This is a genomic window from Micromonospora sp. NPDC005087 (assembly GCF_042872965.1).
In the GTDB taxonomy this organism is placed as follows: Bacteria; Actinomycetota; Actinomycetes; order Mycobacteriales; family Micromonosporaceae; genus Micromonospora.
Genome location: NZ_JBIALB010000001.1, coordinates 199,770 through 224,786 on the forward strand (window position 1 = coordinate 199,770; position 25,017 = coordinate 224,786).

19 protein-coding genes are annotated in these 25,017 nt (G+C 70.6%); 10 read left to right on the forward strand and 9 right to left on the reverse strand.

What is annotated here, in order from left to right; genetic code table 11:
- Entirely contained in the window at window positions 1-873 is an 873-nt protein-coding gene (locus ACFYPS_RS00895) for a xanthine dehydrogenase family protein subunit M (protein ID WP_354962528.1), read from the reverse strand.
- A gap of 118 nt (window positions 874-991) precedes the next feature.
- Between ACFYPS_RS00895 and ACFYPS_RS00900 the strand changes: the two genes are divergently transcribed.
- The 4 genes from ACFYPS_RS00900 (at window position 992) to nrfD (ending at window position 7,469) form a co-directional block, all read left to right on the forward strand.
- Window positions 992-2,065, forward strand: a complete 1,074-nt coding sequence (locus ACFYPS_RS00900; RefSeq protein WP_354962527.1) for an XdhC/CoxI family protein — start codon at window positions 992-994, stop codon at window positions 2,063-2,065.
- A gap of 90 nt (window positions 2,066-2,155) precedes the next feature.
- Entirely contained in the window at window positions 2,156-5,431 is a 3,276-nt protein-coding gene (fdh, locus tag ACFYPS_RS00905; protein ID WP_354962526.1) for a formate dehydrogenase, read from the forward strand.
- A gap of 2 nt (window positions 5,432-5,433) precedes the next feature.
- Complete coding sequence (locus ACFYPS_RS00910; RefSeq protein ID WP_354962525.1) at window positions 5,434-6,477, forward strand: 4Fe-4S dicluster domain-containing protein; 1,044 nt, start codon at window positions 5,434-5,436, stop codon at window positions 6,475-6,477.
- Entirely contained in the window at window positions 6,474-7,469 is a 996-nt protein-coding gene (nrfD, locus tag ACFYPS_RS00915) for an NrfD/PsrC family molybdoenzyme membrane anchor subunit (RefSeq protein WP_354962524.1), read from the forward strand. The genes ACFYPS_RS00910 and nrfD overlap by 4 nt, the downstream gene beginning before the upstream one ends.
- 131 nt (window positions 7,470-7,600) lie before the next feature.
- Here the strand turns inward: nrfD and ACFYPS_RS00920 are convergent, their stop codons facing one another.
- The 6 genes from ACFYPS_RS00920 to ACFYPS_RS00945 all read right to left on the reverse strand — a co-directional run bounded on the left by ACFYPS_RS00920 (window position 7,601) and on the right by ACFYPS_RS00945 (window position 14,106).
- The gene (locus ACFYPS_RS00920; protein ID WP_354962594.1) at window positions 7,601-9,157 is read right to left on the reverse strand and encodes an OFA family MFS transporter; all 1,557 of its coding nucleotides are present in this window, start codon (window positions 9,155-9,157) and stop codon (window positions 7,601-7,603) included.
- Window positions 9,158-9,860: 703 nt separating this feature from the next.
- A complete protein-coding gene (locus ACFYPS_RS00925) occupies window positions 9,861-11,438 on the reverse strand; it encodes an MDR family MFS transporter (protein ID WP_354962523.1) in 1,578 nt (525 codons plus the stop codon).
- 70 nt (window positions 11,439-11,508) lie between these two features.
- Window positions 11,509-12,126, reverse strand: a complete 618-nt coding sequence (locus ACFYPS_RS00930; RefSeq protein WP_354962522.1) for a TetR family transcriptional regulator — start codon at window positions 12,124-12,126, stop codon at window positions 11,509-11,511.
- Between the two features lie 40 nt (window positions 12,127-12,166).
- Window positions 12,167-13,009, reverse strand: a complete 843-nt coding sequence (locus tag ACFYPS_RS00935) for an alpha/beta fold hydrolase (RefSeq protein ID WP_354962521.1) — start codon at window positions 13,007-13,009, stop codon at window positions 12,167-12,169.
- Window positions 12,975-13,337: a DUF4873 domain-containing protein gene (locus ACFYPS_RS00940; protein ID WP_354962520.1), complete on the reverse strand. Its 363-nt coding sequence runs from the start codon at window positions 13,335-13,337 to the stop codon at window positions 12,975-12,977. The genes ACFYPS_RS00935 and ACFYPS_RS00940 overlap by 35 nt, the downstream gene beginning before the upstream one ends.
- A gap of 40 nt (window positions 13,338-13,377) precedes the next feature.
- The gene (locus ACFYPS_RS00945) at window positions 13,378-14,106 is read right to left on the reverse strand and encodes a TetR family transcriptional regulator (protein WP_387322150.1); all 729 of its coding nucleotides are present in this window, start codon (window positions 14,104-14,106) and stop codon (window positions 13,378-13,380) included.
- Window positions 14,107-14,154: 48 nt separating this feature from the next.
- Here ACFYPS_RS00945 and ACFYPS_RS00950 point away from each other — a divergent pair, with 48 nt between their 5' ends.
- The gene (locus ACFYPS_RS00950) at window positions 14,155-15,051 is read left to right on the forward strand and encodes a diiron oxygenase (RefSeq protein ID WP_354962518.1); all 897 of its coding nucleotides are present in this window, start codon (window positions 14,155-14,157) and stop codon (window positions 15,049-15,051) included.
- Between the two features lie 51 nt (window positions 15,052-15,102).
- On the opposite strand, the gene ACFYPS_RS00955 is transcribed toward ACFYPS_RS00950, so the two are convergent.
- Window positions 15,103-15,654 carry a winged helix-turn-helix domain-containing protein gene (locus ACFYPS_RS00955; protein ID WP_354962517.1) on the reverse strand — a complete coding sequence of 184 codons (552 nt, stop codon included), beginning with the start codon at window positions 15,652-15,654 and terminating at the stop codon, window positions 15,103-15,105.
- A gap of 324 nt (window positions 15,655-15,978) precedes the next feature.
- Here ACFYPS_RS00955 and ACFYPS_RS00960 point away from each other — a divergent pair, with 324 nt between their 5' ends.
- Window positions 15,979-20,349, forward strand: a complete 4,371-nt coding sequence (locus tag ACFYPS_RS00960) for a S8 family serine peptidase (protein WP_387322152.1) — start codon at window positions 15,979-15,981, stop codon at window positions 20,347-20,349.
- A 74-nt stretch (window positions 20,350-20,423) separates the two neighbouring features.
- Here the strand turns inward: ACFYPS_RS00960 and ACFYPS_RS00965 are convergent, their stop codons facing one another.
- Window positions 20,424-20,939 (reverse strand): winged helix-turn-helix domain-containing protein, encoded by a 516-nt coding sequence (locus tag ACFYPS_RS00965; RefSeq protein ID WP_387322154.1) that lies wholly within the window; start codon window positions 20,937-20,939, stop codon window positions 20,424-20,426.
- Between the two features lie 348 nt (window positions 20,940-21,287).
- Between ACFYPS_RS00965 and ACFYPS_RS00970 the strand changes: the two genes are divergently transcribed.
- From ACFYPS_RS00970 to ACFYPS_RS00985, 4 genes are all read left to right on the forward strand, one after another.
- A complete protein-coding gene (locus tag ACFYPS_RS00970) occupies window positions 21,288-22,289 on the forward strand; it encodes a phosphatase PAP2 family protein (protein ID WP_387322156.1) in 1,002 nt (333 codons plus the stop codon).
- Between the two features lie 61 nt (window positions 22,290-22,350).
- Window positions 22,351-23,046 carry a response regulator transcription factor gene (locus ACFYPS_RS00975; protein ID WP_354962513.1) on the forward strand — a complete coding sequence of 232 codons (696 nt, stop codon included), beginning with the start codon at window positions 22,351-22,353 and terminating at the stop codon, window positions 23,044-23,046.
- Window positions 23,043-24,509 (forward strand): ATP-binding protein, encoded by a 1,467-nt coding sequence (locus ACFYPS_RS00980; RefSeq protein ID WP_387322159.1) that lies wholly within the window; start codon window positions 23,043-23,045, stop codon window positions 24,507-24,509. The genes ACFYPS_RS00975 and ACFYPS_RS00980 overlap by 4 nt, the downstream gene beginning before the upstream one ends.
- Window positions 24,506-25,015, forward strand: a complete 510-nt coding sequence (locus ACFYPS_RS00985) for a hypothetical protein (RefSeq protein WP_387322161.1) — start codon at window positions 24,506-24,508, stop codon at window positions 25,013-25,015. Before ACFYPS_RS00980 ends, ACFYPS_RS00985 begins: the two co-directional genes overlap by 4 nt.
- Window positions 25,016-25,017 lie beyond the last annotated feature (2 nt).

Consider the following 25,017-nt stretch of genomic DNA (forward strand, 5'->3'; position numbering starts at 1 on the left):
TCAACTCCTCGCCCGTTCGACGGCCCGGCGCAGGGTCCGTCTGGTCAGCTCGGCGGCCAGATGCCGCTTGTAGTCGGCGCTGCCGCGCTGGTCGGTCGCCGGCTCGCAGCTGGCCGCGGCGATCGCCCCGGCCTGCTCGTACAGGCTCTCGGAGGGCTCCCGCCCACGCAGCGCCGCCGAGATCTCCGGGATGCCCGTCGTGTTCGGGCCGACCGCCGCGAGCCCGACCCGGGCGTCCACGATCGCGCCGCCGTCGAGCCACACCGCCGCGCCGGCCGACACGACAGCCCAGTCGCCGGCCCGGCGCTCAACCTTCTGGTACGCGCTGCCGCATCCGGGCCGCACCGGCAGCCGCACCTCGACCAGCATCTCGTCGTCCCCGACTGCTGTCTCGTACGGCCCGACGTGGAACTCCTCCATGGACACGACCCGTTCTGCGCCACCCGGGCCGCGGATCACGCACCGCGCGTCCAGGGTCGTGCAGACCGCCGAGAGGTCCTCGGACGGGTCGGCCTGGCAGAGCGAGCCGCCCAGCGTGCCCCGGTTGCGCACCACCGGGTCCGCGATCACCCGTTCGGCGTCGGCGAAGATGGGGAACGCCGCGGCCAGTTGGGCGGACTCGAGCAGCTCCCGATGTCGGGTGAGCGCGCCGATCCGTACCTCGTTCGGGCCCGTTTCGATGTAGCCGAGCTCGGGGTGCAGGTCGTTGATGTCGATGAGATAGTCGAAGTTGGCCAGCCGGAGCTTCATCATCGGCAGCAGGCTGTGCCCTCCGGCGATCAGCCGTGCGGTGCTGCCCAGCCGCTCCAGCAGGCCGATGGCATGGTCCACACTGGTGGCTCGCTCGTACTCGAACGGTGCCGGCACCTGCATGTCGCACCTCCGTGGTTGCGGAGAATCTCATCCCGGCGCCGGCCGAAGTCAACGGCGACCTAAGCAGTTGCTTAGGTCGCCGTTGACGGTGCCGCCGACGCTCGCGGATCGTGCGGTCATGAGGGACATCGTCGACGGACTGACCGGCTGGCGCGCCGCTGGTGTTCCGTTCGCCGTCGCGACCGTCGTCCGAACCTGGCAGTCGGCGCCCCGGCAGCCCGGCGCGGCCATGGCCGTCTCCGCCGGCGGCGAGGTCCTGGGCAGCATCTCGGGCGGGTGTGTCGAGGGCGCCGTCTACGAGCTCTGCCGGGCTGCGGTCGAGACCGGCAAGGCCCGCACCCAGACCTATGGCGTCAGCGACGACGACGCGTTCGACGTCGGCCTGACCTGCGGCGGCACGATCGAGATCCTGGTCCAGCCGGATGTCGCGATGACCGAGCCCGACGAGGTGTTCGCGGCGGTCCGGGACGGCCGGCCGGTCGCCACGGCATCGGTCGAGAACGCGCAGCTGGTGGTCTGGCCCGACCGGGTCGCGGGCAGCCTCGGCGCGTCCGAGCTGGACGACGCGGCGGCCCGCCACGCCGCCGGCATGCTTGCCCTGGGCGCAACGGGCATGGTCCACCTGGGCCGGCGGGGGGAGGAGCGGCTCGACGACGTGTCCGTGTTCGTCCAGTCGTACGTGCCCCCACCCCGGATGATCATTTTCGGCGCGATCGACTTCGCCGCCGCGATGGCCCGGATCGGCGGGTTCCTCGGCTACCACGTCACGGTCTGCGACGCCCGCCCGGTGTTCGCCACTCGCACACGCTTCCCGGACGTCGACGACCTCGTCGTCCAGTGGCCGCACAAGTACCTGGAGTCGACGACGGTCGACGACCGCACGGTGCTCTGCGTCCTGACCCACGACCCGAAGTTCGACGTGCCGCTGCTCGAGGTCGCCCTGCACACCCCAGCCCGCTACATCGGTGCGATGGGCAGCCGCCGTACGCACTCGGACCGGCTGCGACGGCTGCGCGAGGCGGGCGTGAGCGACGCCGCCCTGGCCCGGCTCTCCTCGCCGATCGGGCTGGACCTCGGCGCGCGCACGCCGGAGGAGACGGCCGTGGCGATCGCCGCCGAGATCATCGCTCAGGCCTGGGGTGGCTCGGGTCGCCCGCTCACCGACCTTGAGACCCCGATCCACCGCCCCTGACCCAGCTGCGGGATCCCCTGCGCGCCGGTCGGCCGCTCATCTATTGTCAGTCTGTTCACTTTTTATCGCTTTCGTCGGAAAGGTGCAGTGATGGGAGTGCGCCGCTGGGTCGAAAGCTGGCCGCTCTACCGTCAGCTCACCGGCACCGACCCGCTGGGCCGGGGCGCCGCGGCCAAGTCCGCCCGCTCCCTGTCGCTCACCGCCCGCACCGACACCGCCGACTCGGTGGCCAAGTCCGTCTGTCCCTACTGCGCCGTCGGCTGCGCGCAGCGGGTGTACGTCAAGGACGGGCAGGTCACCCAGATCGAAGGCGACCCGGACAGCCCGATCTCCCAGGGTCGGCTCTGTCCGAAGGGTTCAGCCAGCAAGAGCCTGGTGACCAGCCCGTTGCGCCAGACGACGATCCGCTACCGCCGGCCGTACGGCACCGAGTGGGAGGATCTCGACCTCGACACGGCGATGAACATGATCGCTGATCGGGTGCTGGCCGCCCGGGACGAGACGTGGGAGGACGTCGACGGCGAGGGCCGGCCGCTCAACCGGACGCTGGGGATCTCCAGTCTGGGTGGGGCGACGCTGGACAACGAGGAGAACTACCTCATCAAGAAGTTGTTCACCGCGATGGGGGCGCTCCAGATCGAGAACCAGGCCCGTATTTGACACTCCGCCACCGTCCCCGGTCTGGGGACCAGCTTCGGTCGTGGCGGCGCCACCCAGTTCCAGCAGGACCTGGCCAACTCCGACGTGATCATCATTCAGGGTTCGAACATGGCCGAGGCGCACCCGGTGGGCTTCCAGTGGGTGATGGAGGCCAAGCGCCGGGGTGCGAAGGTCTTCCACGTCGATCCCCGGTTCACCCGGACCAGCGCGCTGGCTGACTCGTACCTGCCGATCCGGGCGGGCACCGACATCGCCCTGCTGGGCGGGGTGGTGCGCTACATCCTGGAGAACGAACTCGACTTCCGCGAGTACGTCGTCTCCTACACCAACGCCGCCACCATCGTGACCGAGGAGTACCTCGACACCGAGGATCTGCACGGCCTCTTCTCCGGCTTCAAGGAGGAGAACGCCAGCTACGACCAGAAGAGCTGGCGGTACGAGGGGTACGGGCAGAACGCCGCGACACGGGACACCGAGACACAGCGGGAAACCGCTGCCGGGCTGGAGCACGAGTCGCACGGCGCGCCGCTGAATGGGCAGACCGAGCGGGACGAGACGTTGCAGCACCCGCGCTGCGTCTACCAGATCCTCAAGCGGCACTATGCCCGCTACACGCCGGAGATGGTCGAGCAGGTCTGCGGCATCTCCCAGGAGAAGTTCCTCGAGCTGGCCCAGGCCTGGACGCGGAACTCGGGCCGGGAACGCACCGGCATGCTCGTGTACTCGGTGGGCTGGACGCAGCACAGCGTGGGCGTGCAGTACATCCGCACGGGCGCGATCATTCAGTTGCTCCTGGGCAACATGGGTCGCCCGGGCGGCGGGGTGATGGCGCTGCGGGGGCATGCCAGCATCCAGGGCTCGACGGACATCCCGACGCTGTTCAACCTGCTGCCGGGTTACCTGCCGATGCCGCACCACGCCGACCACCCGACGCTGGACGAGTGGGTGGAAAGCATCCGCCACCCGGGTCAGAAGGGCTTCTGGGGCAACGCGCGCACCTACGGGGTGAACCTCCTCAAGGCGTACTGGGGGGACGCGGCCACCGCCGAGAACGACTACTGCTACGGCTACCTGCCGCGGATGACCGGCGATCACGGCACGTACCAGCAGGTCCTGGACATGATCGACGGGAAGGTCAAGGGGTACTTCCTGCTGGGGCAGAACCCGGCGGTCGGTTCGGCGCACGGGCGGGCGCAGCGCCTCGGTATGGCGAACCTGGACTGGCTGGTGGTCCGGGATCTGTTCATGATCGAGAGCGCCACGTTCTGGCAGCACGCCCCGGAGATCGAGACCGGCGAGATCGTGCCAGAGGAGTGCCGCACCGAAGTGTTCTTCCTGCCCGCGGCCTCCCATGTGGAGAAGGAGGGGACCTTCACCCAGACGCAGCGGTTGCTGCAGTGGCGGGAGAAGGCCGTCGAACCGCCAGGCGACGCCCGTTCCGAGCTGTGGTTCTTCTACCACCTCGGCCGCATCATCCGGGAACGGTTGGCCAAGTCGACCCGACCCCGCGACCGGGCGCTGCTCGACCTGAACTGGCGCTACCCCACGCACGGGCCGACGGCCGAGCCGAGCGCCGAGGCGGTGCTGTACGAGATCAACGGTTACGAGGTGGCCAGCGGACGACCGCTGTCGACGTTCACCGAGATGAAGGACGATGGCTCCACCGCCGGTGGGTGCTGGATCTACACGGGCGTGTACGCGGACGGGGTGAACCAGGCGGCCCGGCGCAAGTCCCGCCACGAGCAGGACTGGGTGGCCGCGGAGTGGGGCTGGGCCTGGCCGGCGAACCGGCGCATCCTCTACAACCGGGCGTCCGCCGACCCGGACGGCAGGCCGTGGAGCGAGCGCAAGAAGTACGTCTGGTGGGACCCGGAGAAGGCCCAGTGGACCGGCTACGACGTGCCGGACTTCGAGAAGACCAAACCACCTTCCTATCGGCCGCCCCCGGGCTCCTCGGGCGTGGCGGGGCTCGCCGGCGACGACCCGTTCGTCCTCCAGAGCGACGGCAAGGGCTGGCTGTACGCGCCCACCGGCGTACTCGACGGGCCGTTGCCCACGCACTACGAGCCGGTCGAGTCGCCGGTGCGCAATCCGCTCTACCGGCAGCAGGCCAACCCGACCCGCAAGGTCTACACACACCCGATCAACACGCTCAACCCGAGCCCGCCGGAGCCACACAGCCAGGTCTTCCCGTACGTGTTCACGGCCAGCCGACTCACCGAACACCACACCGCGGGTGCGATGAGCCGCATGGTCCGCCCGCTGGCCGAGCTGCAACCGGAGATGTTCGTCGAGGTGTCCCCGGAGCTGGCCGCCGAGGTCGGGCTGAACCACCTGGGCTGGGCCCACCTGATCAGCACCCGCGCCGCCATCGAGGCAAAGGTGCTGGTAACCGACCGGCTCACGCCGCTGCGGGTGGACGGCCGCATCATCCACCAGCTCTGGCTGCCGTACCACTTCGGCTTCGAGGGCCTGGTGACCGGCGACTCGGCGAACGACCTGTTCGGGATCAGCCTCGACCCCAACGTCCTGATCCAGGAGAGCAAGGTCGGCACCTGCGACGTCCGGCCCGGTCGGCGCCCGAGAGGCCAGGACCTGTTGGACCTCCTCGTCGACTACCGGCGGCGGTCCGGGGATCTCGGCCCGCACTATCCACCGCAGGTCACGACCGACGCCCCCGACAGCGGCCGCGACCCGGAGGTCTGACCATGCCCCATGTCAACAGCCTGTACGGCCCGCTCGACCCGGCGCCGGACGCCGGCTACGTCGATGCCCCGCCGCGGATGGGCTTCTTCACCGACACCAGCGTCTGCATCGGCTGCAAGGCCTGCGAGGTGGCCTGTAAGGAATGGAACCTCGTTCCGGAGAGCGGCCTCGACCTGCTGGGCATGTCGTACGACAACACCGGGGCCTTGACCGCGAACTCGTGGCGGCACGTCGCGTTCGTCGAGCAGCCCCGTTCGGCCGGCTGGGCGACACCGGCGTTCGAGCAGGATCCGGACGGGCCGTCGATCAGCCCGATGACGGCGGCGGTCGGCGCGCGTACCAGCACCGACACCGGGACGATTCCGGGTCTGCCGCCCGGCTCGCCGGCAGCGGCGGCCCGGATGTCGGGCGGGCCGGAGTTCCTCGGGATGCCGGGGGCGCAGCCGCCGGGTCGGGGTACGGGTGTGGAGCAGCGGACGGATTTTCGGTGGTTGATGATGTCGGATGTGTGCAAGCACTGCACGCATGCGGCGTGTCTGGATGTGTGTCCGACGGGTTCGTTGTTCCGTACGGAGTTCGGCACGGTGGTGGTGCAGGAGGACATCTGCAATGGGTGTGGTTACTGCATTTCCGCGTGCCCGTACGGGGTGATCGATCAGCGTAAGGATGATGGTCGGGCGTGGAAGTGCACGTTGTGTTATGACCGGCTTGGTGCGGGGATGACGCCGGCGTGTGCGCAGGCGTGTCCGACGGAGTCGATTCAGTACGGGCCTCTGGACGAGTTGCGGGAGCGGGCCGCGGCGCGGGTGGCGACTTTGCATGAGCAGGGTGTGCCGGAGGCGCGGTTGTATGGGCATGATCCGAACGACGGGGTGGGTGGTGATGGTGCGTTCTTCCTGTTGTTGGATGAGCCGGAGGTGTACGGGCTGCCACCGGACCCGATCGTGACGACCCGCGACCTGCCGGCCATGTGGAAACGCGCCGGCCTGGCCGCACTGGTCATGACCGCCGCCGCGACGGTCGCGTTCCTGGGCGGGCGGCCATGACGGACGCGATGCCGCCCGGTCGAGGGCGGGGCCACGGCGGCGAGCAGCTCACCGTGCCGCCGGCCGACTTCAGCTCCTACTACGGCCGGCCGGTCCTCAAGCCGCCCGTGTGGAAACACGACATCGCTGGCTACCTGTTCACCGGCGGCCTCGCCGCCGGAAGTGCGCTGATCGGAGCTGGCGCCCAACTGACCGGGCGACCCGGGCTGCGTACGGTGGGCCGCTGGGCCGCCCTCGGCGGCGTCGCCGCCAGCACGTACCTGCTGGTTCACGACCTCGGGCGGCCGGACCGGTTCCACCACATGCTCCGGGTCGCCAAGCTGACGTCGCCGATGTCGGTCGGCACCTGGATCCTCGCCGCATTCGGGCCGATGGCCGGCGTGGCGGCGGTCGCCGAACTGGCGCCGCTGCTCCCGCAGCACGGTGCGCTCGGCCTCGCCCGCCGGTTGGCGCCCCCCATCGGCGACGTCGCCGGCCTGGCAGCCGCGGCCACCGCGCCGGCGCTGGCCACGTACACCGGGGTACTGCTCGCCGACACCGCCGTGCCGGCCTGGCACGACGCGTACCCCTCGTTGCCGTTCGTCTTCGCGGGCAGCGCTCTCGCCGCCGCGTCCGGGGTCGGCCTGATCGCGGCGCCGGCCGCGGAGACCGCCCCGCTACGGCGGCTCGCCCTGGCCGCCGCGACCATCGAACTTGTCGGCGGTCGCCGGTTGGAGCGGCTGGGCCTGACCGGCGAGCCCTATGCGCACGGACGCAGCGGCCGAATGGTCCGGGCGGGCCGCGCGCTACTCGCCGTGGGCACCGCCGCCGCACTGGTCAGCCGGCGCAGCAAAATCCTGTCAGCGGTCTCCGGCGCGGCCCTCGTGGCATCCTCCGTCGCCACCCGGTTCGGCGTCTTCGAGGCCGGCAGGGTTTCCGCGCGCGATCCGAAGTACACGGTCGTGCCGCAACGCGAGCGGCTCGGCCGGGACGGGTCGACGGCCGGCCGTTAGCGATTAGCGCTCACTGAGCGCATCGGTGGCCGAACCGAGACCGGGGCGCGTCGGCGGTGCGCCGGCAGGCCACCGCTCGACCGCCCGGGGACAGGCACGCTCCGCGAGCCTGTCCCCGGGCGCGGATGACGTCAGCCGGTGAACAACTTCGCGGCGGTGATGGCGGTCTGGACGATGCCGTACCCGAGCAGCACCGTGACGAGCAGCCACGACAGCCAGAGCCGACCGGTCTGGTTGCCGACCTGCTTCGGCACCGAGGGTTGGCTTTCCGGACCGAGGGCTACCGGCTCGGTGACGGTGGCGCGCGCCACGGGCGAGGTTGGCCCCCGGTCGGGCTCGTGGAACCGTTTCGGCACGGCACGGACCAGCAGGTTGGCGATGAAACCGATGGCGAGGACGCCGACCATGGTGAACAGCGCGGGCCGGTACGCCGACGCGGTGAGGGTGCCGGGCTTGCCCTGCGCGTCGAGGATCCCGTTGACGATCAGCGGCCCGGCGATGCCCGCCGCCGACCAGGCGGTCAGAAGCCGGCCGTGGATGGCGCCGACCTGGAAGGTGCCGAACAGGTCCCGCAGGTACGCGGGGGCGGTGGAGAAGCCGCCGCCGTAGAACGAGATGATCGCGGCGGCGATCAGCACGAAGACCGCCGTCGCGGCGTGGCCGGCCACGGCGAGCAGCGCGTAGAGCACCATGCCGACGCCGAGGTAGACCATGTAAATGGGCTTGCGGCCGATGAGGTCGGACGTCGTCGACCAGACGAACCGCCCGGCCATGTTGAACAACGACAGCACTCCCACGAAGCCGGCCGCCGCTGACACCGAGACTTCGCTGACCCCGTTTTCCCGGAAGAAGTCCTGGATCATCGGGCTGGCCTGTTCCAGGATGCCGATGCCCGCGGTGACGTTGCAGAACAGCACGATCCACAGCAACCAGAATGTACGGGTGCGCACGGCGTTCGACGCGGACACGCTCGCCCGTGTCACCAGCGGCTTGCTGGCGACGCGCGCGGGGTCGAACCCGGCGGGCCGCCAGTCCGGCGCGGGAACGCGGACGTTGAACGGCCCGAACATCATGATCACGAAGTATCCGATGGCGAACGTGACGAAGAGTGCCACCAGGGCGTGCCCGGACGCCACCGCAGCCGGATTGGCGGGGTTGTAGCCGGGGTCGTACAGGGAGAGCAGTTGGCGCGCGAGCGGGCCGGCGACCAGGGCGCCGCCGCCGAAACCCATGATTGCCAGCCCGGTCGCGAGGCCGGGCCGGTCCGGGAACCACTTGATCAGCGTGGAGACCGGCGAGATGTAGCCGATGCCGAGCCCGATGCCGCCGATGACGCCGTACCCGAGGTAGAGGAGCCACAGTTGCTGGGTCGCGATGCCGAGCGCACCGACCAGGAACCCGGCGGCCCAGAAACAGGCGGAGACGAACATCGCCCGGCGCGGTCCGTTGCGCTCCACCCACCTGCCGCCCACAGCGGCGGACGAACCCAGCATGACGATGGCGATGCTGAAGATCGCCCCGATCGCCGTCTGGCTGGTGTCGAAGTGCGCGATGAGGGAGTTCTTGTAGACGCTCGTCGCGTAGACCTGCCCGATGCAGACATGTACGGCCAGCGCTGCGGTCGGGATGAGCCAGCGGCTGTATCCCGGTGGAGCGACCGTGTGCCGAGGATCGAGTAACGAGAGCATGGGCATCGTCCGCACCTCCTGCGGCTGAGTAGGCCGGGTGCGCGGCGCAGAGCTCTCCGGAGCCTCGCACCGTCGCATTGCCTACTGGGCAGAATCCGCGCATACCCGGCTCACCGCCGGGTCGGGAATCTCGCCGGACTCACGGCAGTTGGCCGAGCGGCTCCGCCACGGTGGCGGCCCGGCGCACGTCTGGCGTCAGCCGTTGACCGGCTGCACTTCACGTTACGTGGCAACCGCTTCGCAACTCGTCGTTACCGAAAAACGCGGCCACCGCACCGACGGCCAGCGACGCGGCCGAGGGGCTCGCTCCGCTGCCACCTGGCTCCGCGGGCCGCCTGGCGCCACGGGCCACCTGGCTCCGCGGGGCAGGGCGCGGCGACGTCCGCTCGCGCGGCTCGCCAGCGACGTCGGCTCGCGAGCGGAGGAGCCAGTAGTCAGCTCGCGCCCTTTGCTCTGCTCCAACCGACGCAACACTTACGGCCCGAAACTGTTGCGTGGGTTGAAGCAGAGCAAAGGCGGCAGAGGGAGTGCCGGCCCCCGCCCCGGCCCGCCGCGCCCGGCCCTCGGCCCGCCGCGCCCGGCCCTGATCCCCTCGCCCGGGCCCGGCCCTCGCGCCCGGCCCGAGCGGTCCGGCGGGGGGCAGGGGTGTGGGCGCAGTGCGGGGGCGGGCCGATCGGCCCGCCCCCGCCTGCTGTAGTACGGCTCAGTGAATCGCGGCGTTTGCGGCCGCCTCCTCCTGGGCGCGTCGTTCGTCCCCGCTGAGGGTGTGCAGGGGCTTTTCCTTGATGAACAGCACGACGATCAGCGCGATCAGCGCGATCGGCGCGCCGATCAGGAACAGGTCGGCGGTGGCGGTGCCGTAGACGTCCTGCACGATGCGCAGCACCGGCTCGGGCAGGGTGGACAGGTCGGGCACCTCGGCGGAGCCGCCACCGGCCGCGGCCGGGCCGAGTCGCTCGGTCGTCAGCGAGGTAACCCGGCTCGCCAGGACGGCACCCAGGGCGCTGACCCCGATGGCGCCGCCCATGCTGCGGAAGAACGTCAGCACGGAGGTGGTGGCGCCGAGTTCCTGAGCGGGCACGTCGTTCTGCGCGGCGAGCACGAGGTTCTGCATGAGCATGCCGACGCCGATGCCCAGCACGGCCATGTAGACCGACAGGACGACGACGCTGGTGTTGGCGTCGATGGTGCCCAGGAGCAGCATCCCGACGGTCATCACGGCGGCGCCGGCCACGAGGTAGGCCTTCCACCGGCCGAACTTCGTGATGAGCTGGCCGGCCACCGTCGACGAGACGAGCAAACCGAAGATCATCGGAAGGCTCATCAGGCCCGCGACGGTCGGCGACTTGCCCAGCGAGATCTGGAAGTACTGGGACAGGAAGACGGTGCCACCGAACATCGCGACACCGACCAGCACGCTGGCGGCGGTGGCCAGCGAGACCGTGCGATTGCGGAAGATGCCCAGCGGAACGATCGGCTCCGCCGCCCGCGATTCGACGAGAACGGCCAGCGCCAGCAGGACCAGACCGCCCAGGACCATGACGGCCGTCCAGCCCGATGCCCAGGGGAACTTGTTCCCGGCGAGGGACGACCAGATCAGCAGCGTGCACACGCCCGCGGTGATGAGGACGGCGCCCAGCCAGTCGATCTTGAACTTGCGGCGAGCCACCGGGAGGTGCAGGGTGCGCTGCAGCAGGACGATGGACAGGATGGTGAACGGGACCCCGATCAGGAAGCACCACCGCCAGCCCAGCCACGACGTGTCGACGAGCAGACCGCCGATCAGCGGACCGGCGATGGTGCCGACACCGAAGACCGCGCCGAAGATACCGGCGTAGCGGCCCAGCTCGCGCGGCGGGATCATCGCCGCCATGACGATCGTGGCCAGCGCCGTCATGCCGCCGGCGCCGATGCCCTGCACGACCCGGCTGATCAGCAGCACCTCGACGTTCGGCGTGAAGCCCGCGATCAGCGAACCCACCACGAACAGCCCCAGCGACAGTTGGATCAGCAGTTTCTTGCTGTAGAGGTCGGCCATCTTGCCCCACAGCGGCACCGTCGCCGTCATGGCGAGCAGTTCGCTGGTGACGATCCAGGTGTAGACGGTCTGGCTGCCGTTCAGGTCGGCGATGATCCGCGGCAAGGCGTTCGCCACCACCGTGGAGGCGAGGATGGACACGAACATGCCGACCATCAGGCCGGAGAGGGCCTGGAGAACCTCCCGACGCGACATGCGCGTGCCGACGTCGGCAACGTCAGCGGGCGGGGCGGTGGTGGTCATTGACGCTCCCTTTTCGGGGTCTTGATCGGAGTGGCTGCCCCCGGAACCTGATGCACCGGGGGACTGGTGGTCAGGACTGGTGTGGTGGATCCGGCAGGCCGGCGGCGACCGTGGCGAACGCCTCGTCCACGAAGTCGCGCAGGGGCCGGCTGTCGTCGGCGGCCCAGCGCAGCATCGCGGTGCGGAAGGTGGCACCGGCCACCGCGGTGACCAGCGCCGGGTGGCCGTGCTCGGGGTCGACGCCGAGGCGGGCGGCGAGGGCGGTGACCATGCCCCGCTCGGTCTCGATGTTCCCGGTCATCAGCCGGGGCACCAGCGCGGGGTTCTGTGTGATGACGGCCAGCCGCAGCCGCCACAACTCCCGGTCGGCCTGCATCGTGTCGATCGCCTCGTCGAGGGCGAGTCGAACGGCCTGCAACGCGGGCACGTGCGGTGGGGCGGCGGCCAGTCGCGCCACCACCGGTGTGCCGTCGAGCGCCGGGTCGTCGGTGAGCGCCTCGTCCTTGCAGGTGAAGTAGTTGAAGAAGGTGCGCGAGGAGACGTCGGCGGCTTCGCTGATCTCCTCGACCGTCACGTGCTCCAGGCCCCGTTCGGCGACCAGGCGCAGCGCGGCGGCGGTCAGCGCGGCCCGCGTCTGCCGCTTCTTGCGGTCGCGACGCCCGGTGGCGGCCTGGTCGGTATCGGTCACCCGGGGAGGCTAGAAGGCAAGTTGCGTACCGTGCAAGTTTTTATTCTGTGAAGTGATGTTCGTGACCCGCCCGATCCGCTCGACCGGTGCGGGGCACGGCGCCGGTGGTCTCCAGGATGAGCGCGGCGACCAGATCCGGGTCGTCGCTCATCGGTACGTGCCCGCAGCCGGGCATCGTCACCACCCGGGCCGCCGGCAGGCCGGCCCGGGCACGCTCGGCCTGGTGTACGCCGAAGATGCGGTCGCAGTCACCCCAGCCGATGGTCACCGGCACCGCCGCGTCGGCCAGCCGGAGACCGTCGAAGCGGTAGTCGCGGGCGGCCCGGGCCACGGCGCTGAAGCCGAGCCCACGCCGCAGGGCGAGCGCGTCGCCCAGCGCGCGGTCGGCGTCCAGCAGCCGTGGGCGGGCCACCAGCGGCGCGAAGCACATCGCCCGCAGGTACGCCGACCGCAACGCGACCCGCATGATCGGGGTGGGCAGGTACGAATTGGCCCGCAACATCGTGAGGATGGCCAGTGCCCGCCGGCGCTCAGCGGTGGTGAAGAACCCGGCGGGGGAGAAGGCGGTGGCCGAGGCGACCGCCCCGGTCGCGGCGAGTTCCAGGCCGATCGCCCCACCGAGGCTGTAGCCGGCCACGTGCGGGCGCTCCAGCCCCCACCCGGTCAGGATCGGCAGTATCCCGGCGACGGTGGCCGCCATGTCGGCGGGCATGCCCGCGTCGGGCACCGGAGAGTTCCCGAAGCCGGGCAGGTCGAGCGCGATCACCTCGTGGTGGGCGGTGAGCAGGTCGAAAACCGGCTCCCAGGCCTGGTGGCGGTGACCGATGCCGTGGATGAGCACGAGCGGTTCACCGCTGCCCGCGCGGCGAAAGTGAACTGTCATGACTACCCTTCCACGGAGGTCTGGCTCCATCACTTCTCCGGTAGCTCGGGCACGGAACCGGTTCGGCTGCCGGTGGCCAGGGTGGATCGCCCACGCCGGTGATCCGTACGCCGCCCCACGGGTCGACCTCGGCCAGCCGGGTGGGCCGGACCCGGTCGGCGATGCGCAGCTCGACGTCACGCCGGCCGGAGCGCAGCAGTTGCGCCACCTGCGGGTCGGGCTCGATTCGTCCACCCCAGTGGTAGCGGCCGTCGACCGGCTCCCACCGCCCGCTGAGGTGCACCCGGACGGTGGTGCCCGCGAGGCTCGCCGGGCCGTGGTAACTCACGCCGCCACCCGGTGCTGATGATTCGCTCGCTGACGCACGCTCATGGCGTGATCCGTTCGTGGGCGCGGGTGAGCTCGCGGGGCAGGTCGGCGCTGGCCCGTACGCCCTCGATCCCGTTCCACAGCAGAGCGGTCAGGTAGTCGGTGAGGGCTGCCCGGCTGATCGGCTGACCGTGCGTGGTCCACCAGTCGCCGACCGCCTGCACGAAGCCCACCAGGCCGTACGCCCACGGCTCGGCGGGGCCGGCGTCCAGCCCCAGCGCGCGCAGCCGGTCGCCGATCACGCGGGCCAGCCCGGCGGCGACCTGCTGGCTGGTCCCGGCGACGACCTGGTGGATGCCGGGATGACCGGACTGGTGCATCAGGAACCGGTAGAGCGTGGGCTGCGCCTCGATCACCCCCAGGTAGGCGTCGATCGTCGCCTGCACCAGGCCGCGTTCCTCGCGGACCTGCTCCACCGCGGGCGCCACGGTGTCGATGATCCGGGCCGCCACCACCTCGCTCACGGCGACCCAGAGTTGCGACTTGTCGGCGAAGTAGCGGTAGAGGACCGGCTTGCTGACGCCGGCGGTGGCGGCCACCTGGTCCATGTCGACCTCCGGCCCGTACCGCAGCAACGCCTGCACAGCGGCCCCGATCAGTTCCCGCCGTCGTTGCTCACGATGGTCGGCCCACCGGTCCCGGCGGCCGTTGCCCTTCGCCTTCCGGCCCTCGTCGGCGGCCGGGGCTGCCGGATTGGATCCATTGACATCTTTGAGCGGCGATTGCATGCTACTACTCGTAACAGTTACCTGACGTCACGTCAATATGGAGGGGCCATGGACGCGACACCGGCGGAATCGGAGCGCACCGCCGTCGCCGAGCGACTGCTCACGTCCTCGCTCCGCACCAGCTACGACCCGGTCGTCGAGATCGACTGGGACGCTCCGCACACTCCGGGCGCCTACTGGCTCCCGCCGCACCGCAGCAGCCTCTACGGCACGCCGCTGTGGGAGCAGCTCAGCGAGGAGCAGCGCGTCGAGCTGACCAAGCACGAGGTGGCCAGCGCGGCCAGCGCCGGGCTGTGGTTCGAGACGATCCTCATGCAGATGCTGATCCGGGAGTACTACGGCGCCGACCCGACCAGCCGGCAGGCCCAGTACGCGCTGACCGAGGTCGCCGACGAGTGCCGGCACTCCATCATGTTCGGCCGGCTGATCGAGGCGATGGGCTGCCCGGTCTACCGGGCGAGCACGGTGGACCATCACCTCGGGCGCTTCCTCAAGGCCACCGCCAGCGGCCCCCGGATGTACGCCGCGATCCTCATCGCGGAGGAGATCCTCGACGCGTTCCAGCGCGAGATCATGGCCGACGAGTCGCTCCAGCTGCTCATCCGGATGGTCTCGCGCATCCACGTGGTGGAGGAGGCGAGACACGTCCGGTTCGCCCGCGAGGAACTGGCCGCCGCGGTCGCGGCCACCGGCCCGGTGGGCATGGCGTACGCCCGCCTGCTGGTCGGTCGTGCCGCCGGCACGATCGCCAACCGCCTGGTCCATCCAGACGCGTACGCGGCGGTGGGCATCCCACCGGCGGTCGGCCGGGCCGCCGCGCGCGCCAACCCGCACTGGCGCGCCACCCTGCGCTGGTCGGCGGAGCGGGTGCACACCCATCTCGCGGGCGTGGGTCTGGTGGCCGGGCCGGGCCGTCTGCTGTGGACCCGCGCCGGGCTGATCTGACCGATCGACACCCGATGGTCACCGGGGCGCTGCCCACATCAGGCAGCCGCGTCAGGCCCGTCCGATCCGCGGCTCCTGGCGATCGGTCAGCCGCAGCCCGACGCCGCGTACGGCCTCGATCGTGGCGCCGGTGCCGAGCTCGTGCAGCTTGCGTCGTAACCGCTTCACCAGCGACTGTACGTCCGCCTTGCGCTCGCGCCCTTCGTCGCGCCAGACCGACCGGTGTAGCTCGGCGTAGCTCCAGACCCGAATCGGCACGGTGGTCAGGCAGATCAGCAGGTCGTGTTCGAGTCGGGTCAGGTCGACCTCGCGGTCCTGACAGCGGGCGGTGGACCGGTGCGAGTCGATGACCAGGGCGGAGCCGGCCGCGACGGCGGGCGCTGGCGGGGGCGGTGTGCCGGCGGGCTGCTGTGGAGTCGCGATCAGCCGGCGCAGCTCGTCGAGGTCGGCCACCAGCAGCAGCGGTGCGATGCCCTCGAGCTGCTCCGCGAGCCGGATCCGCTCGGTCGGCGACGAGGTCACCGCGATCAGCAGCGGGAACGGCTCGTCGACCGGCTCGGACCCGTCCAACGCCGCCTCGTCGTCCTCGGCCACAGCACCCACCCGGGATCCATGGGCATCATCCTGCCCACCTCGCGTCATGGTCCTGACAGTGTTGGGCAAGCGTGCCGCCAGCCTGGCAACCGTTAGCGACAAGTTGCTCACGGCAAGTTCTTGATCGTCCGTTCTTCTCGATCATAGTGTCCACTCGGGCAACCGGCGTGACCCGCGCGGTGTATGGGGAGGCATGAAGGGTTCGTCCGCTCGGTTCCATCGAGGCGGATCTCCCGCACCCTCACCATGGCCCATTTTTCACCCTGGGTTGTTCTGAGGGACGCAGCACCGATGTTCAGACGTCCACAATGGAGGCGCACAGCCAGATCAGTGGTGAGCGCTGGTGCGGCGATGATCCTCGCCGCGACATGTCTGGCCAGTATCGGCTCGGGCGCGCAGGCGGCGCCCGGCGGGACGGGGGCCGGCGCCGCTCCGGGGGACAAGATCCGACCGGAGCTCGCGAAGCAGCTCCAGGCCAAGAGTGCAGGGGACTTCTGGATCCGGTTCAAGGACCGGGCGGACTTGAGCAAGGCCAGCGCCATCAAGGACTGGTCCAAGCGCGGCACGGCGGTCGCGGAGGCACTGCGCAAGACGGCCGCCGACAGCCAGGGCAAGATCCGGGCCGAACTCGACGGATCGGGCACCAAGTACCAGACCTTCTGGGCGACCAACGCCATCAAGGTGAGCAGCGGCTCACTGGCGATGGTGCAGAAGTTCGCCGCCCACTCGGAGGTGGAGGGTCTCTACGCCCCGGTCGCCTACAAGGTGCCCGAGGTCACCAAGGGCACCGACGAGAAGACCGTGAACGCCCTCGAGTGGGGCATCGCGAACATCAACGCCGACGACGTCTGGAGCCAGTACGGCGTCACGGGCGAGGGCATCACCATCGCGAACATCGACACCGGGGTCCAGTTCGACCACCCGGCGTTGGTCGGCTCCTACCGCGGCAACAACGGCGACGGCACGTTCGACCACAACTACAACTGGTTCAACGCCGCCGGGACGTGCGCGACCGCGCCCTGTGACAGCAATGGCCACGGTACGCACACGATGGGCACCATGGCCGGCTCCGACGGCGCGAACCAGATCGGTGTCGCTCCCGGGGTCAAGTGGATCGCGGCGAACGGCTGCTGCCCCAGCGACGCGGCGCTGATCGAGTCGGGTCAGTGGATGCTCGAGCCGATGGACCTCAACGGCCAGAACGCGGACGCGAGCAAGCGACCGAACATCATCAACAACTCGTGGGGCAGCCAGAACCCGTCCAACGAGCCCTTCATGGAGGACGTGACGCTGGCCTGGGCCGCCTCCGGGATCTTCGGGGTCTGGTCCAACGGCAACAGCGGACCGGCGTGCCAGACCAGTGGTTCGCCGGGCAGCCTCGTCAGCAACTACTCGACCGGCGCGTACGACATCAACAACAACGTCGCTGGCTTCTCGGGCCGGGGTGTCGGACAGAACGGCGAGATCAAGCCCAACATCTCGGCGCCGGGCGTGAACGTCCGGTCGAGCATTCCGGGCAACGCCTACGGCAGCATCAGTGGCACGTCGATGGCCGCTCCGCACCTCGCGGGCGCGATCGCCCTGCTGTACTCGGCGGCCCCGTCGCTGGTCGGTGACATCAACGCGACCCGTGCGCTGCTCAACGGCGCCGCGATCGACAAGGCCGACGACCAGTGCGGTGGCACCCCGGCGGACAACAACGTCTACGGCGAAGGCCGACTGGACGCCCTCGCCCTGCTCAACGCCGCCCCGACCGGCGACACCGGCACCCTGGCCGGCACGGTCACCGACGCGGCCACCGGCAGCCCGATCGCCGGTGCCACCCTGACGCTCACCGGACCGACCGGCCGCGAGGTGTCCACCGGCGCCGACGGCAAGTACTCGACCACGCTTCCGGTCGGTGACTACCAGGTCGCCGTGGCGGCGTTCGGGTACGGCAGCACGACCAAGCCGGCGACCGTCACCGACGGCGCGACCACGACGCTCAACGTCGCGCTGACGGCGGTGGCGAGCGTCAACGTCACCGGAGCGGTCACCGACGGTTCCGGACACGGCTGGCCGCTGTACGCCAAGGTCACCGTGACCGGCGTGTCGGGCGTGTACGACTACACCACGCCGGCGAACGGCCGCTACAGCATCAAGCTGCCGGCCGGGCAGACCTACACCCTGACGTACGAGTCGCAGTACCCGGGCTACCAGACCGTCACCAAGGAGGTGGTGGTCGGCTCGCGCAACGTGACCGCCAACGTCGCGGTGCCGGTGAACACCAACACCTGCACGACGGCGCCCGGCTACACGTTCGGTTCCGACGGTGAGTACGAGACCTTCGACGGCGCCACCGTGCCGGCCGGCTGGTCCGTGGTGGACAACAAGGGCAACGGCCAGGTCTGGAAGTTCACCGACGACGGCAACCGCGGCAACCTGACCGGTGGCACCGGCAACTTCGCGGTGGTCGACAGCGACGCGTACGGCGCCGGCGGGAGCCAGGACACCTCCCTGGTCAGCCCGGTGGTCAACCTGACCGACGTCACGGCCCCGGTCATCCGGTTCAACCAGGACCTCAACCAACTGGCCGACGACACCGGCGATGTCGATCTGAGCATCGACGGCGGTGCCACCTGGACCAACGTGCTCCGGCAGGAGACGGACGTCCGGGGTCCGAAGGTCACCGAGATCCCGATCCCGCAGGCGGCCGGTAAGGCGCAGGTCCAGGTGCGGTTCCACTACTACGACGCCTCGTACGAGTGGTGGTGGGAGGTCGACAACGTACTGATCGGCAGCCAGGTCACCTGCGTGCCGGTCGACGGCGGTCTGGTCGTCGGTCACGTCCGTGACAAGAACGACAGCAGCTACGTCAACGGCGCCACCGTCACCAGTGCCGACCGGCCCGCCGAGAGTGCCGTCACCGTGGCGACCCCGGACGACCCAGGGCTGCCCGACGGCTTCTACTGGCTCTACTCGACCCTGACCGACACGCACAAGTTCACCGCGAAGGCCGGCAACTACGTCAGCCAGAGCAAGCAGGTCGACGTCCAGGCCGACTGGGCGACCGCCGCGAACTTCCAGCTCGCGGCCGGCCGGCTGTCGGTGGCGCCGGACCAGGTGAGCGCGACGGTGCAGATGCCCAACGGCAAGGCCAGCAAGACGTTCACGGTGACCAACACCGGCGGGGCGCCGGTCGAGGTCGAGTTCAGTGAGCGCGACAACGGGTTCGAACTCCTCCGGGCGGACGGGTCCCGGATGACCAGGCAGCAGGTGCTCGGAGCCACCGGCGCACCGGAGCAGCGGCTCACCGTCCCGACGTCGTTCGCCGCCAAGGCGTCCGGCAAGGCGGCCATGGCGGTCCCCGCCGCGGTCACCCCGCAGGCCGCACCGTGGACGGACATCACCGACTACCCGGCCAACATCATGGACAACCGGGTGGTGACGCTGGACGGCAAGGTCTACTCGATCGGCGGTGGTGACGGGTCCAGCTCGACCACGAAGAACTACGCCTACGACGCGGTTGCCCAGACCTGGACGGCGATCGCCGATCTGCCCGGCGCCCGCAACGCCCTGGCGGTGGGCGTCGTGGACGGAAAGATCATCGCGACCGGCGGCTGGGCGGACGGCGGCCCGGACGCGGCCACCTGGTCGTACGACCCGGCGGCCAACACCTGGACGGATCTGGCCGACAACCCGGCGCCGAGAGCTGCCGCCGGGCAGGCTGTCGTCGACGGCAAGCTGTACGCCATCGGTGGCTGCACCACGGCGGCCTGTACGCCGATGTCGAACACCGTCGTCCGGTACGACCCGGGCAGCAACACCTGGGAGACGATGGCGAACTACCCGAAGTCGGTGGCCTTCGCCTCCTGCGGCGGGATCGACGGCACCATCTACTGCACCGGCGGCAACGACGGGGCCGCCGCGCAGAAGGCCAGCTACTCCTTCGACCCGGGTGCCAACACCTGGACCGCCATCGCCGACGCGCCGGTCGACAACTGGGCCAGCTCGTTCGCTGTCGCCAGCGGCAAGCTCCTCGTCGTCGGCGGTTCGCAGGGCGGGGCCATCAGCAACGCCGGCTTCGCCTACGACCCGGGCACCAGCTCGTGGTCCAACCTGCCGAACTCCAACACCGCGCGGTACCGCGGTGGCGCGGCGTGCGGCTTCTACAAGATCGGCGGCTCGTCCGGCAGCTTCAGCGCGGCGCCGGACAGCGAGGTGCTGCCGGGCTTCGAGGGTTGCGCCGAGGCGGCGGCCGATGTCAGCTGGATGACGATCGACAAGTCGGCGGTCACCCTGACGCCGGGTCAGAACGTCACGGTCACCGTCGGGATGACGGCGAACGTGGACCAGCCGGGCACCTACTCCGGCTCGGTCGGCATCAAGGAGAACACGCCGTACACGGTGGCGCCGGTGGCGGTGACCATGACCGCGACGCCTCCGAAGACCTGGGGCAAGCTCATGGGCACGGTGACCGGGACCAGCTGCCAGGGTGCGACCTCGCCGATTGCCGGCGCGGTGGTCCAGGTCGACTCGTGGGCGATGTCGTGGACCTTCGCCACCGACACCCAGGGCAAGTACGCCTACTGGGTGGACCGTCGCAACAACCCGCTCACGATGATCGTCGCCAAGGACGGCTGGAAGCCGCAGACCCGTCAGACGAGGATCGACACCACCACGCCCACGGTGGAGAACTTCGGGTTGTCGCCGATCCGGTGCTGAACGCCTGACCGGTAAGTGACAGATCCGGCCCGCCTCGTCGCTGACCAGGCGGGCCGGACCATGTTCGTCGGCGGTCAGACCGGGGCGAGCCGGAAGCCGACGCCGCGGACCGCGTGGATCGTCGCCGCGGCGTTGAGCCGGACGAGTTTGCGGCGTACCCGGCGGATCACGGAGTGGATGTCCGAGCCGCGGCCGAGGTGCCGGTTGCCCCAGACCTCGAGATGCAGTCGCTCGTAGGTCCAGACCTGCCCGGGCGCGTCGACCAGGCAGAGCAGGACGTCATGCTCCAACCGGGTCAGGTCGATCTCCCGGTCGCGCCACCGCAGCACCCGGCGGTCGGAATCGACGGCCAGGTCCGGCGGTGGCGGCGCCTGCGGGCTCTGCGCCACGTCGGGCACCACGCTCTGGGCGGTGGGTATCACCGTGGTGGCGGCCGGCATCTCGACCACCCCGAGAAACTCCCGAGCCTGATCGACATTCGAGACGATCAGGAAGGCGTCACTCCCGCCGAGCAGCCGGGCCAGTTGCCTGCGCTCGGCCGGCGTGGACGCGATGCCGATGACCAGGGAGGCGACCGGAATCCCCTGCATTTTCCCCAACCCCTTCCGGTTCCCCAACGTGCTCCGGATGGTTTTCGCACCGCCGACCGAAACATTGCTTGATCGGCGTCCTGACCTTAGTGGTATTGCGTCTCGGCAGGGTAAAACATAGTTGCATGCAAGCATATGAATGACCCTTCACGCTTTGCATAAGTCATTCGAGATGACTTGGCCGGGTTTGCTGGTGAATTTGGGAAATCGACGCGTTGCGGCGTCCGTTGGCCGGTCGCCGTGCCCGGCGCGGTCCACCCGTTCTCCTCTGGCCCTGGCCGGGAACTGTGACAGAACGAAGACAATCCGCGGACGGCGTCCGGATCTGGCGGCACGACGATGGCCGGTATGTCCCTCGGATCGTCATACATCGGACGGTCGGCGCCCGCCCCGCGGCCGGCGCCACCGCTGCCACATGTCCGCGCAGCCGCGCCGCTGGGCCGGCTGCTGCTCGGGGCGGCCGTCGGCCACCTGCTCGCCCTGGGCCTCACCTACGCCGTGTTCGTGCGCACCCACCCCGGTCAGTGGCTGGACGGTCTGCTCCTGCCGCGTGCCGAGCGGGGCGGGGGCTACGAGCAGCAGACCGTCCTGGTCGGTCCGGCCCGGACCGTGCTGGCCACCTTCGGCAGCCCGACGCTGCTGGCCGCCATGCTCGGCACGGTGCTGCTGGTGGGAGTGCTCTGCCGACGGATGCTGGCGGGAGTGGTGGGCGTCGGCATGGTCCTCTGCGCGGTGGTGGTGGCCGGCCCGGCGAAGTCGGCCCTTGCCCGCCCGGACTTCCAGATCGTCAGTTCCAGCACCCACAACAGCTTCCCCAGTGGTCACGTCGCGGCCGCGACGGCCCTGCTGCTGGCGTTCATGCTGGTCGTGCCCGGGTGGGCCCGAGGCTGGCTGGCGGTGCCGGGCGCGGCAGGTGTCTCGGTGATCGCCTCGGCCACCATGATCGCTGGCTGGCACCGGTTCAGTGACGCTCTCGGCGGCGTCCTGCTGGGTGTGACGCTGTTCTGCCTGGCCGCGGCGGCGTTGGCGGGTCGGCGCGGTGACGCCGGTCCGGGCGCCGGTCCGCGCCGCGAACCGGGCGGCGCGGTGGGGCGCGGGCTGGTCGGGGGAGCGGTGGGGCTGGCCGTGCTGCTCTGGGTGCTTCTGGTGGTGCTGCCCGGTCTGGCCGCATCGGTGCAGCCCGGGCTGCTGGTCGCCATCGTGGCGGTGACCGCGGCGACGATGGTGGCGGTGGGCTCGGTGGTGTTCCTGGTGCGGTCGGCGAATTTCGTCGTCCCGCCCCGCCTGTGGCAGCGCGCCCAGCGGCACGCGACGGCGACCAGCCGGGACGGCGGGGCCCCGCAGGGGTGAGACGCGACCGTCCGGCCATCGACCGAACGCTAAACCTATTCATGATGGGATACTTGCCGACATGTCTCAGGTCCTGCTGATCGAAGACCACCAGACGGTGCGCGACGGGTTGCAACTGGCGCTCACCCGACAGGGCCACACCGTCGACGCCGTGGCCACCGGTGAGCAGGGGTTGGCGCGGCTGCGGGTGGCCTCGTCCGACGTCGTGGTCCTCGATCTCATGCTGCCCGGAATGGACGGGTTCGAGGTCTGTCGCCGAATCCGGCAGCTCGGCGACCTTCCGATCATCATGCTCACCGCCCGCAACGACGACATGGACGTGGTGGCGGGGCTGGAAGCCGGCGCCGACGACTACGTGGTCAAGCCCGTGCAGGCCCGGGTGCTCGAGGCGCGGATCCGGGCGGTGCTGCGGCGGACCGCTGGCGAGTCGCGGCGCACCGGCGGCGAGCGGTCCGGCCTGGAACAGCACGGTGCCCTCACCATCGACCGGGCCGCGCTCGTGGTCAGCAAGGAAGGGCTGCCGGTCAGCCTCGCCCCGACGGAGCTGCGCCTGCTGCTCGAGCTCGCGCAGACTCCTGGCCAGGTGCTGAGCCGTCAGCAACTGCTGGAGGCCGTGTGGGAGCACGGTTACCTCGGCGACTCGCGGCTGGTGGACGCCTGTGTGCAGAGGCTGCGCGCCAAGATCGAGGACGACTCGTCGGCGCCGGTCTTCATCCAGACGGTCCGCGGTTTCGGGTACCGGTTCGGGCCGCTGTGACGCCGTGGCGCTGGACCGGTGGCCGAGCGTCGGGCCTGCGGGTCCGGCTGCTGCTGGCCTTCGTGTTGCTGGGCGTGACCACCACCGCGGTGGTGGCCAGCGGAAGCTACTTCCAGGCCCGGACGGTCATCCTCCAGCAGGCGCAGGACGCCGCGGTGGCGTCGCTGACCGATCAGCTCAGGCAGGCCTACCCGGTACGCCGACTCCCGCCGTCCCAGGGGGAACTCGACACGATGGCCCAGCTCCTCTCCGACCGGGAGGGGTACGCGGTGGTCCTCTACGGTGACATGCGGGCGCAGGGCGCTCAGGTGCCCGAGCCGCTCACCCCGGAGCTGCGGCAGGCGGTCGGGGATGGCGTCATCGCCTGGCAACGCGTCTCGCGAGGCGGAGAACCCGTGCTGCTCATCGGGACCCAGCTGAAGATCGACCGGACCGATGGCGGGTCGGTGCCGTCCGGCGTGGAGGTCTACTCGGTGCGCAGCCTCGCCTCCGAACAGCGGAGCATCGACCGGCTCGCCACCCTGGCGTGGCTCACCGGCGGGCTCTCCCTGGTCCTCGCGGTCCTGCTGGCCCTGCTGGCCGCCCGGGGAGTGCTGCGCCCGGTCCGCGAGCTGGGCCGGGCGGCGCGCCGGCTCGGTGAGGGCGACCTGACCACCCGGCTGGCGGTGCGGGGCGTCGACGAACTGGCCGACGTGGCGCGGACCTTCAACGACACCGCGGGGACGCTGGAGCGGCAGGTCGGTGAGCTGCGGCGGATGGAGGCCGACGCCCGACGCTTCGTGGCCGACGTGTCGCACGAGCTCCGCACGCCACTGGCCGCGATGACGGCGGTCACCGACGTGCTCGACGAGGAGGCGGACCGGCTGCCCGGGGATGCCGGCCGGGCCGCCCGGCTCGTCAGTCAGGAGACGCAGAACCTCACCCAGCTGGTCAACGACCTCATCGAGGTCAGCAGGTTCGACTCCGGCACCGCGCGGCTCGCCCTCGACGACATCGACGTGGCCGCGGCGGTGACCGCGACCCTCCGCGTCCGGCGCTGGGCCGATCGGGTGCGGGCGGAGCTGCCGTCCGGAGTCTTCGCCCGCCTGGACCCCCGCCGGCTGGACGTCATCGTCGCCAACCTGGTCGGCAACGCGTTCCGGCACGGCGCCGAGCCGGTGTCCGTGCGCCTGCGCGCCGAGCCGGACTGGATCACGATCGAGGTCCGCGACCAGGGGCCCGGCCTGGACCCGGAGGTGCTGCCGCACGTCTTCGACCGCTTCTACAAGGCGGACACCGCCCGGACCCGCTCGGAGGGCAGCGGCCTCGGCCTCGCCATCGCGTGGGAGAACGCGCGCCTGCACCAGCACGCCGGGCAGGCCGGAAGTCTCGTCGCGGGCAACAATCCGATGGGCGGCGCGGTGTTCACGCTCCGGCTGCCGCGCGTGGCCACGGACGTGGCGGACGCCGGAGGCGTACGGTGACCGGCCGCCGGGCCGGCCGGGCCTTGCTCGCCGGCGGGCTCCTGGTCACGCTGCTCGCGACGGGCTGCGGGGTTCGGCCCAGCGACGTCATCACCGGCCGCTCCGCGACGACCGGCCCAGCCGCGGGCGCCGCCCTCTACCTGCTCTCGCACGGACGACCCACGCTGGTCATCCGGGACACCAAGGCACGCAGCGGCGTCTCGCCGGAGAAGACGCTCGGCATGCTGGCGGCGGGCCCGGACGAGTCGGAACGGAGCCAGGGCTTCGTCAGCGAGGTGCCGGCCGGTCTGGTCCCGGCCTCCCTGGTGACGTCGAACGCCGACGGATCCGGCGGCACGGTGACGATGACGGGTGCCGTGCTGCCGCTGTCGGCGGCCGCGGCCGACCAGATCATCTGCACCCTGGCCGGTGCCGTGGCGCTCACCGGCCAGGGAAACAGCTTCTCCCCGGTCACCATCGCCGGGCCGGACGGCGCCCGGCCGCCCCGGCCCTGTCCGATCAAGTGACC

Excerpts from the sequence above, each read along its gene's own strand:
- ACFYPS_RS00895 (WP_354962528.1), bottom strand. The coding sequence starts at position 873 with ATGCAGGTGCCGGCACCGTTCGAGTACGAGCGAGCCACCAGTGTGGAC.
- ACFYPS_RS00900 (WP_354962527.1), top strand. The coding sequence starts at position 992 with ATGAGGGACATCGTCGACGGACTGACCGGCTGGCGCGCCGCTGGTGTT.
- ACFYPS_RS00910 (WP_354962525.1), top strand. The coding sequence starts at position 5,434 with ATGCCCCATGTCAACAGCCTGTACGGCCCGCTCGACCCGGCGCCGGAC.
- nrfD (WP_354962524.1), top strand. The coding sequence starts at position 6,474 with ATGACGGACGCGATGCCGCCCGGTCGAGGGCGGGGCCACGGCGGCGAG.
- ACFYPS_RS00920 (WP_354962594.1), bottom strand. The coding sequence starts at position 9,157 with ATGCTCTCGTTACTCGATCCTCGGCACACGGTCGCTCCACCGGGATAC.
- ACFYPS_RS00925 (WP_354962523.1), bottom strand. The coding sequence starts at position 11,438 with ATGACCACCACCGCCCCGCCCGCTGACGTTGCCGACGTCGGCACGCGC.
- ACFYPS_RS00935 (WP_354962521.1), bottom strand. The coding sequence starts at position 13,009 with ATGACAGTTCACTTTCGCCGCGCGGGCAGCGGTGAACCGCTCGTGCTC.
- ACFYPS_RS00945 (WP_387322150.1), bottom strand. The coding sequence starts at position 14,106 with ATGCAATCGCCGCTCAAAGATGTCAATGGATCCAATCCGGCAGCCCCG.
- ACFYPS_RS00950 (WP_354962518.1), top strand. The coding sequence starts at position 14,155 with ATGGACGCGACACCGGCGGAATCGGAGCGCACCGCCGTCGCCGAGCGA.
- ACFYPS_RS00965 (WP_387322154.1), bottom strand. The coding sequence starts at position 20,939 with ATGCAGGGGATTCCGGTCGCCTCCCTGGTCATCGGCATCGCGTCCACG.
- ACFYPS_RS00970 (WP_387322156.1), top strand. The coding sequence starts at position 21,288 with ATGTCCCTCGGATCGTCATACATCGGACGGTCGGCGCCCGCCCCGCGG.
- ACFYPS_RS00975 (WP_354962513.1), top strand. The coding sequence starts at position 22,351 with ATGTCTCAGGTCCTGCTGATCGAAGACCACCAGACGGTGCGCGACGGG.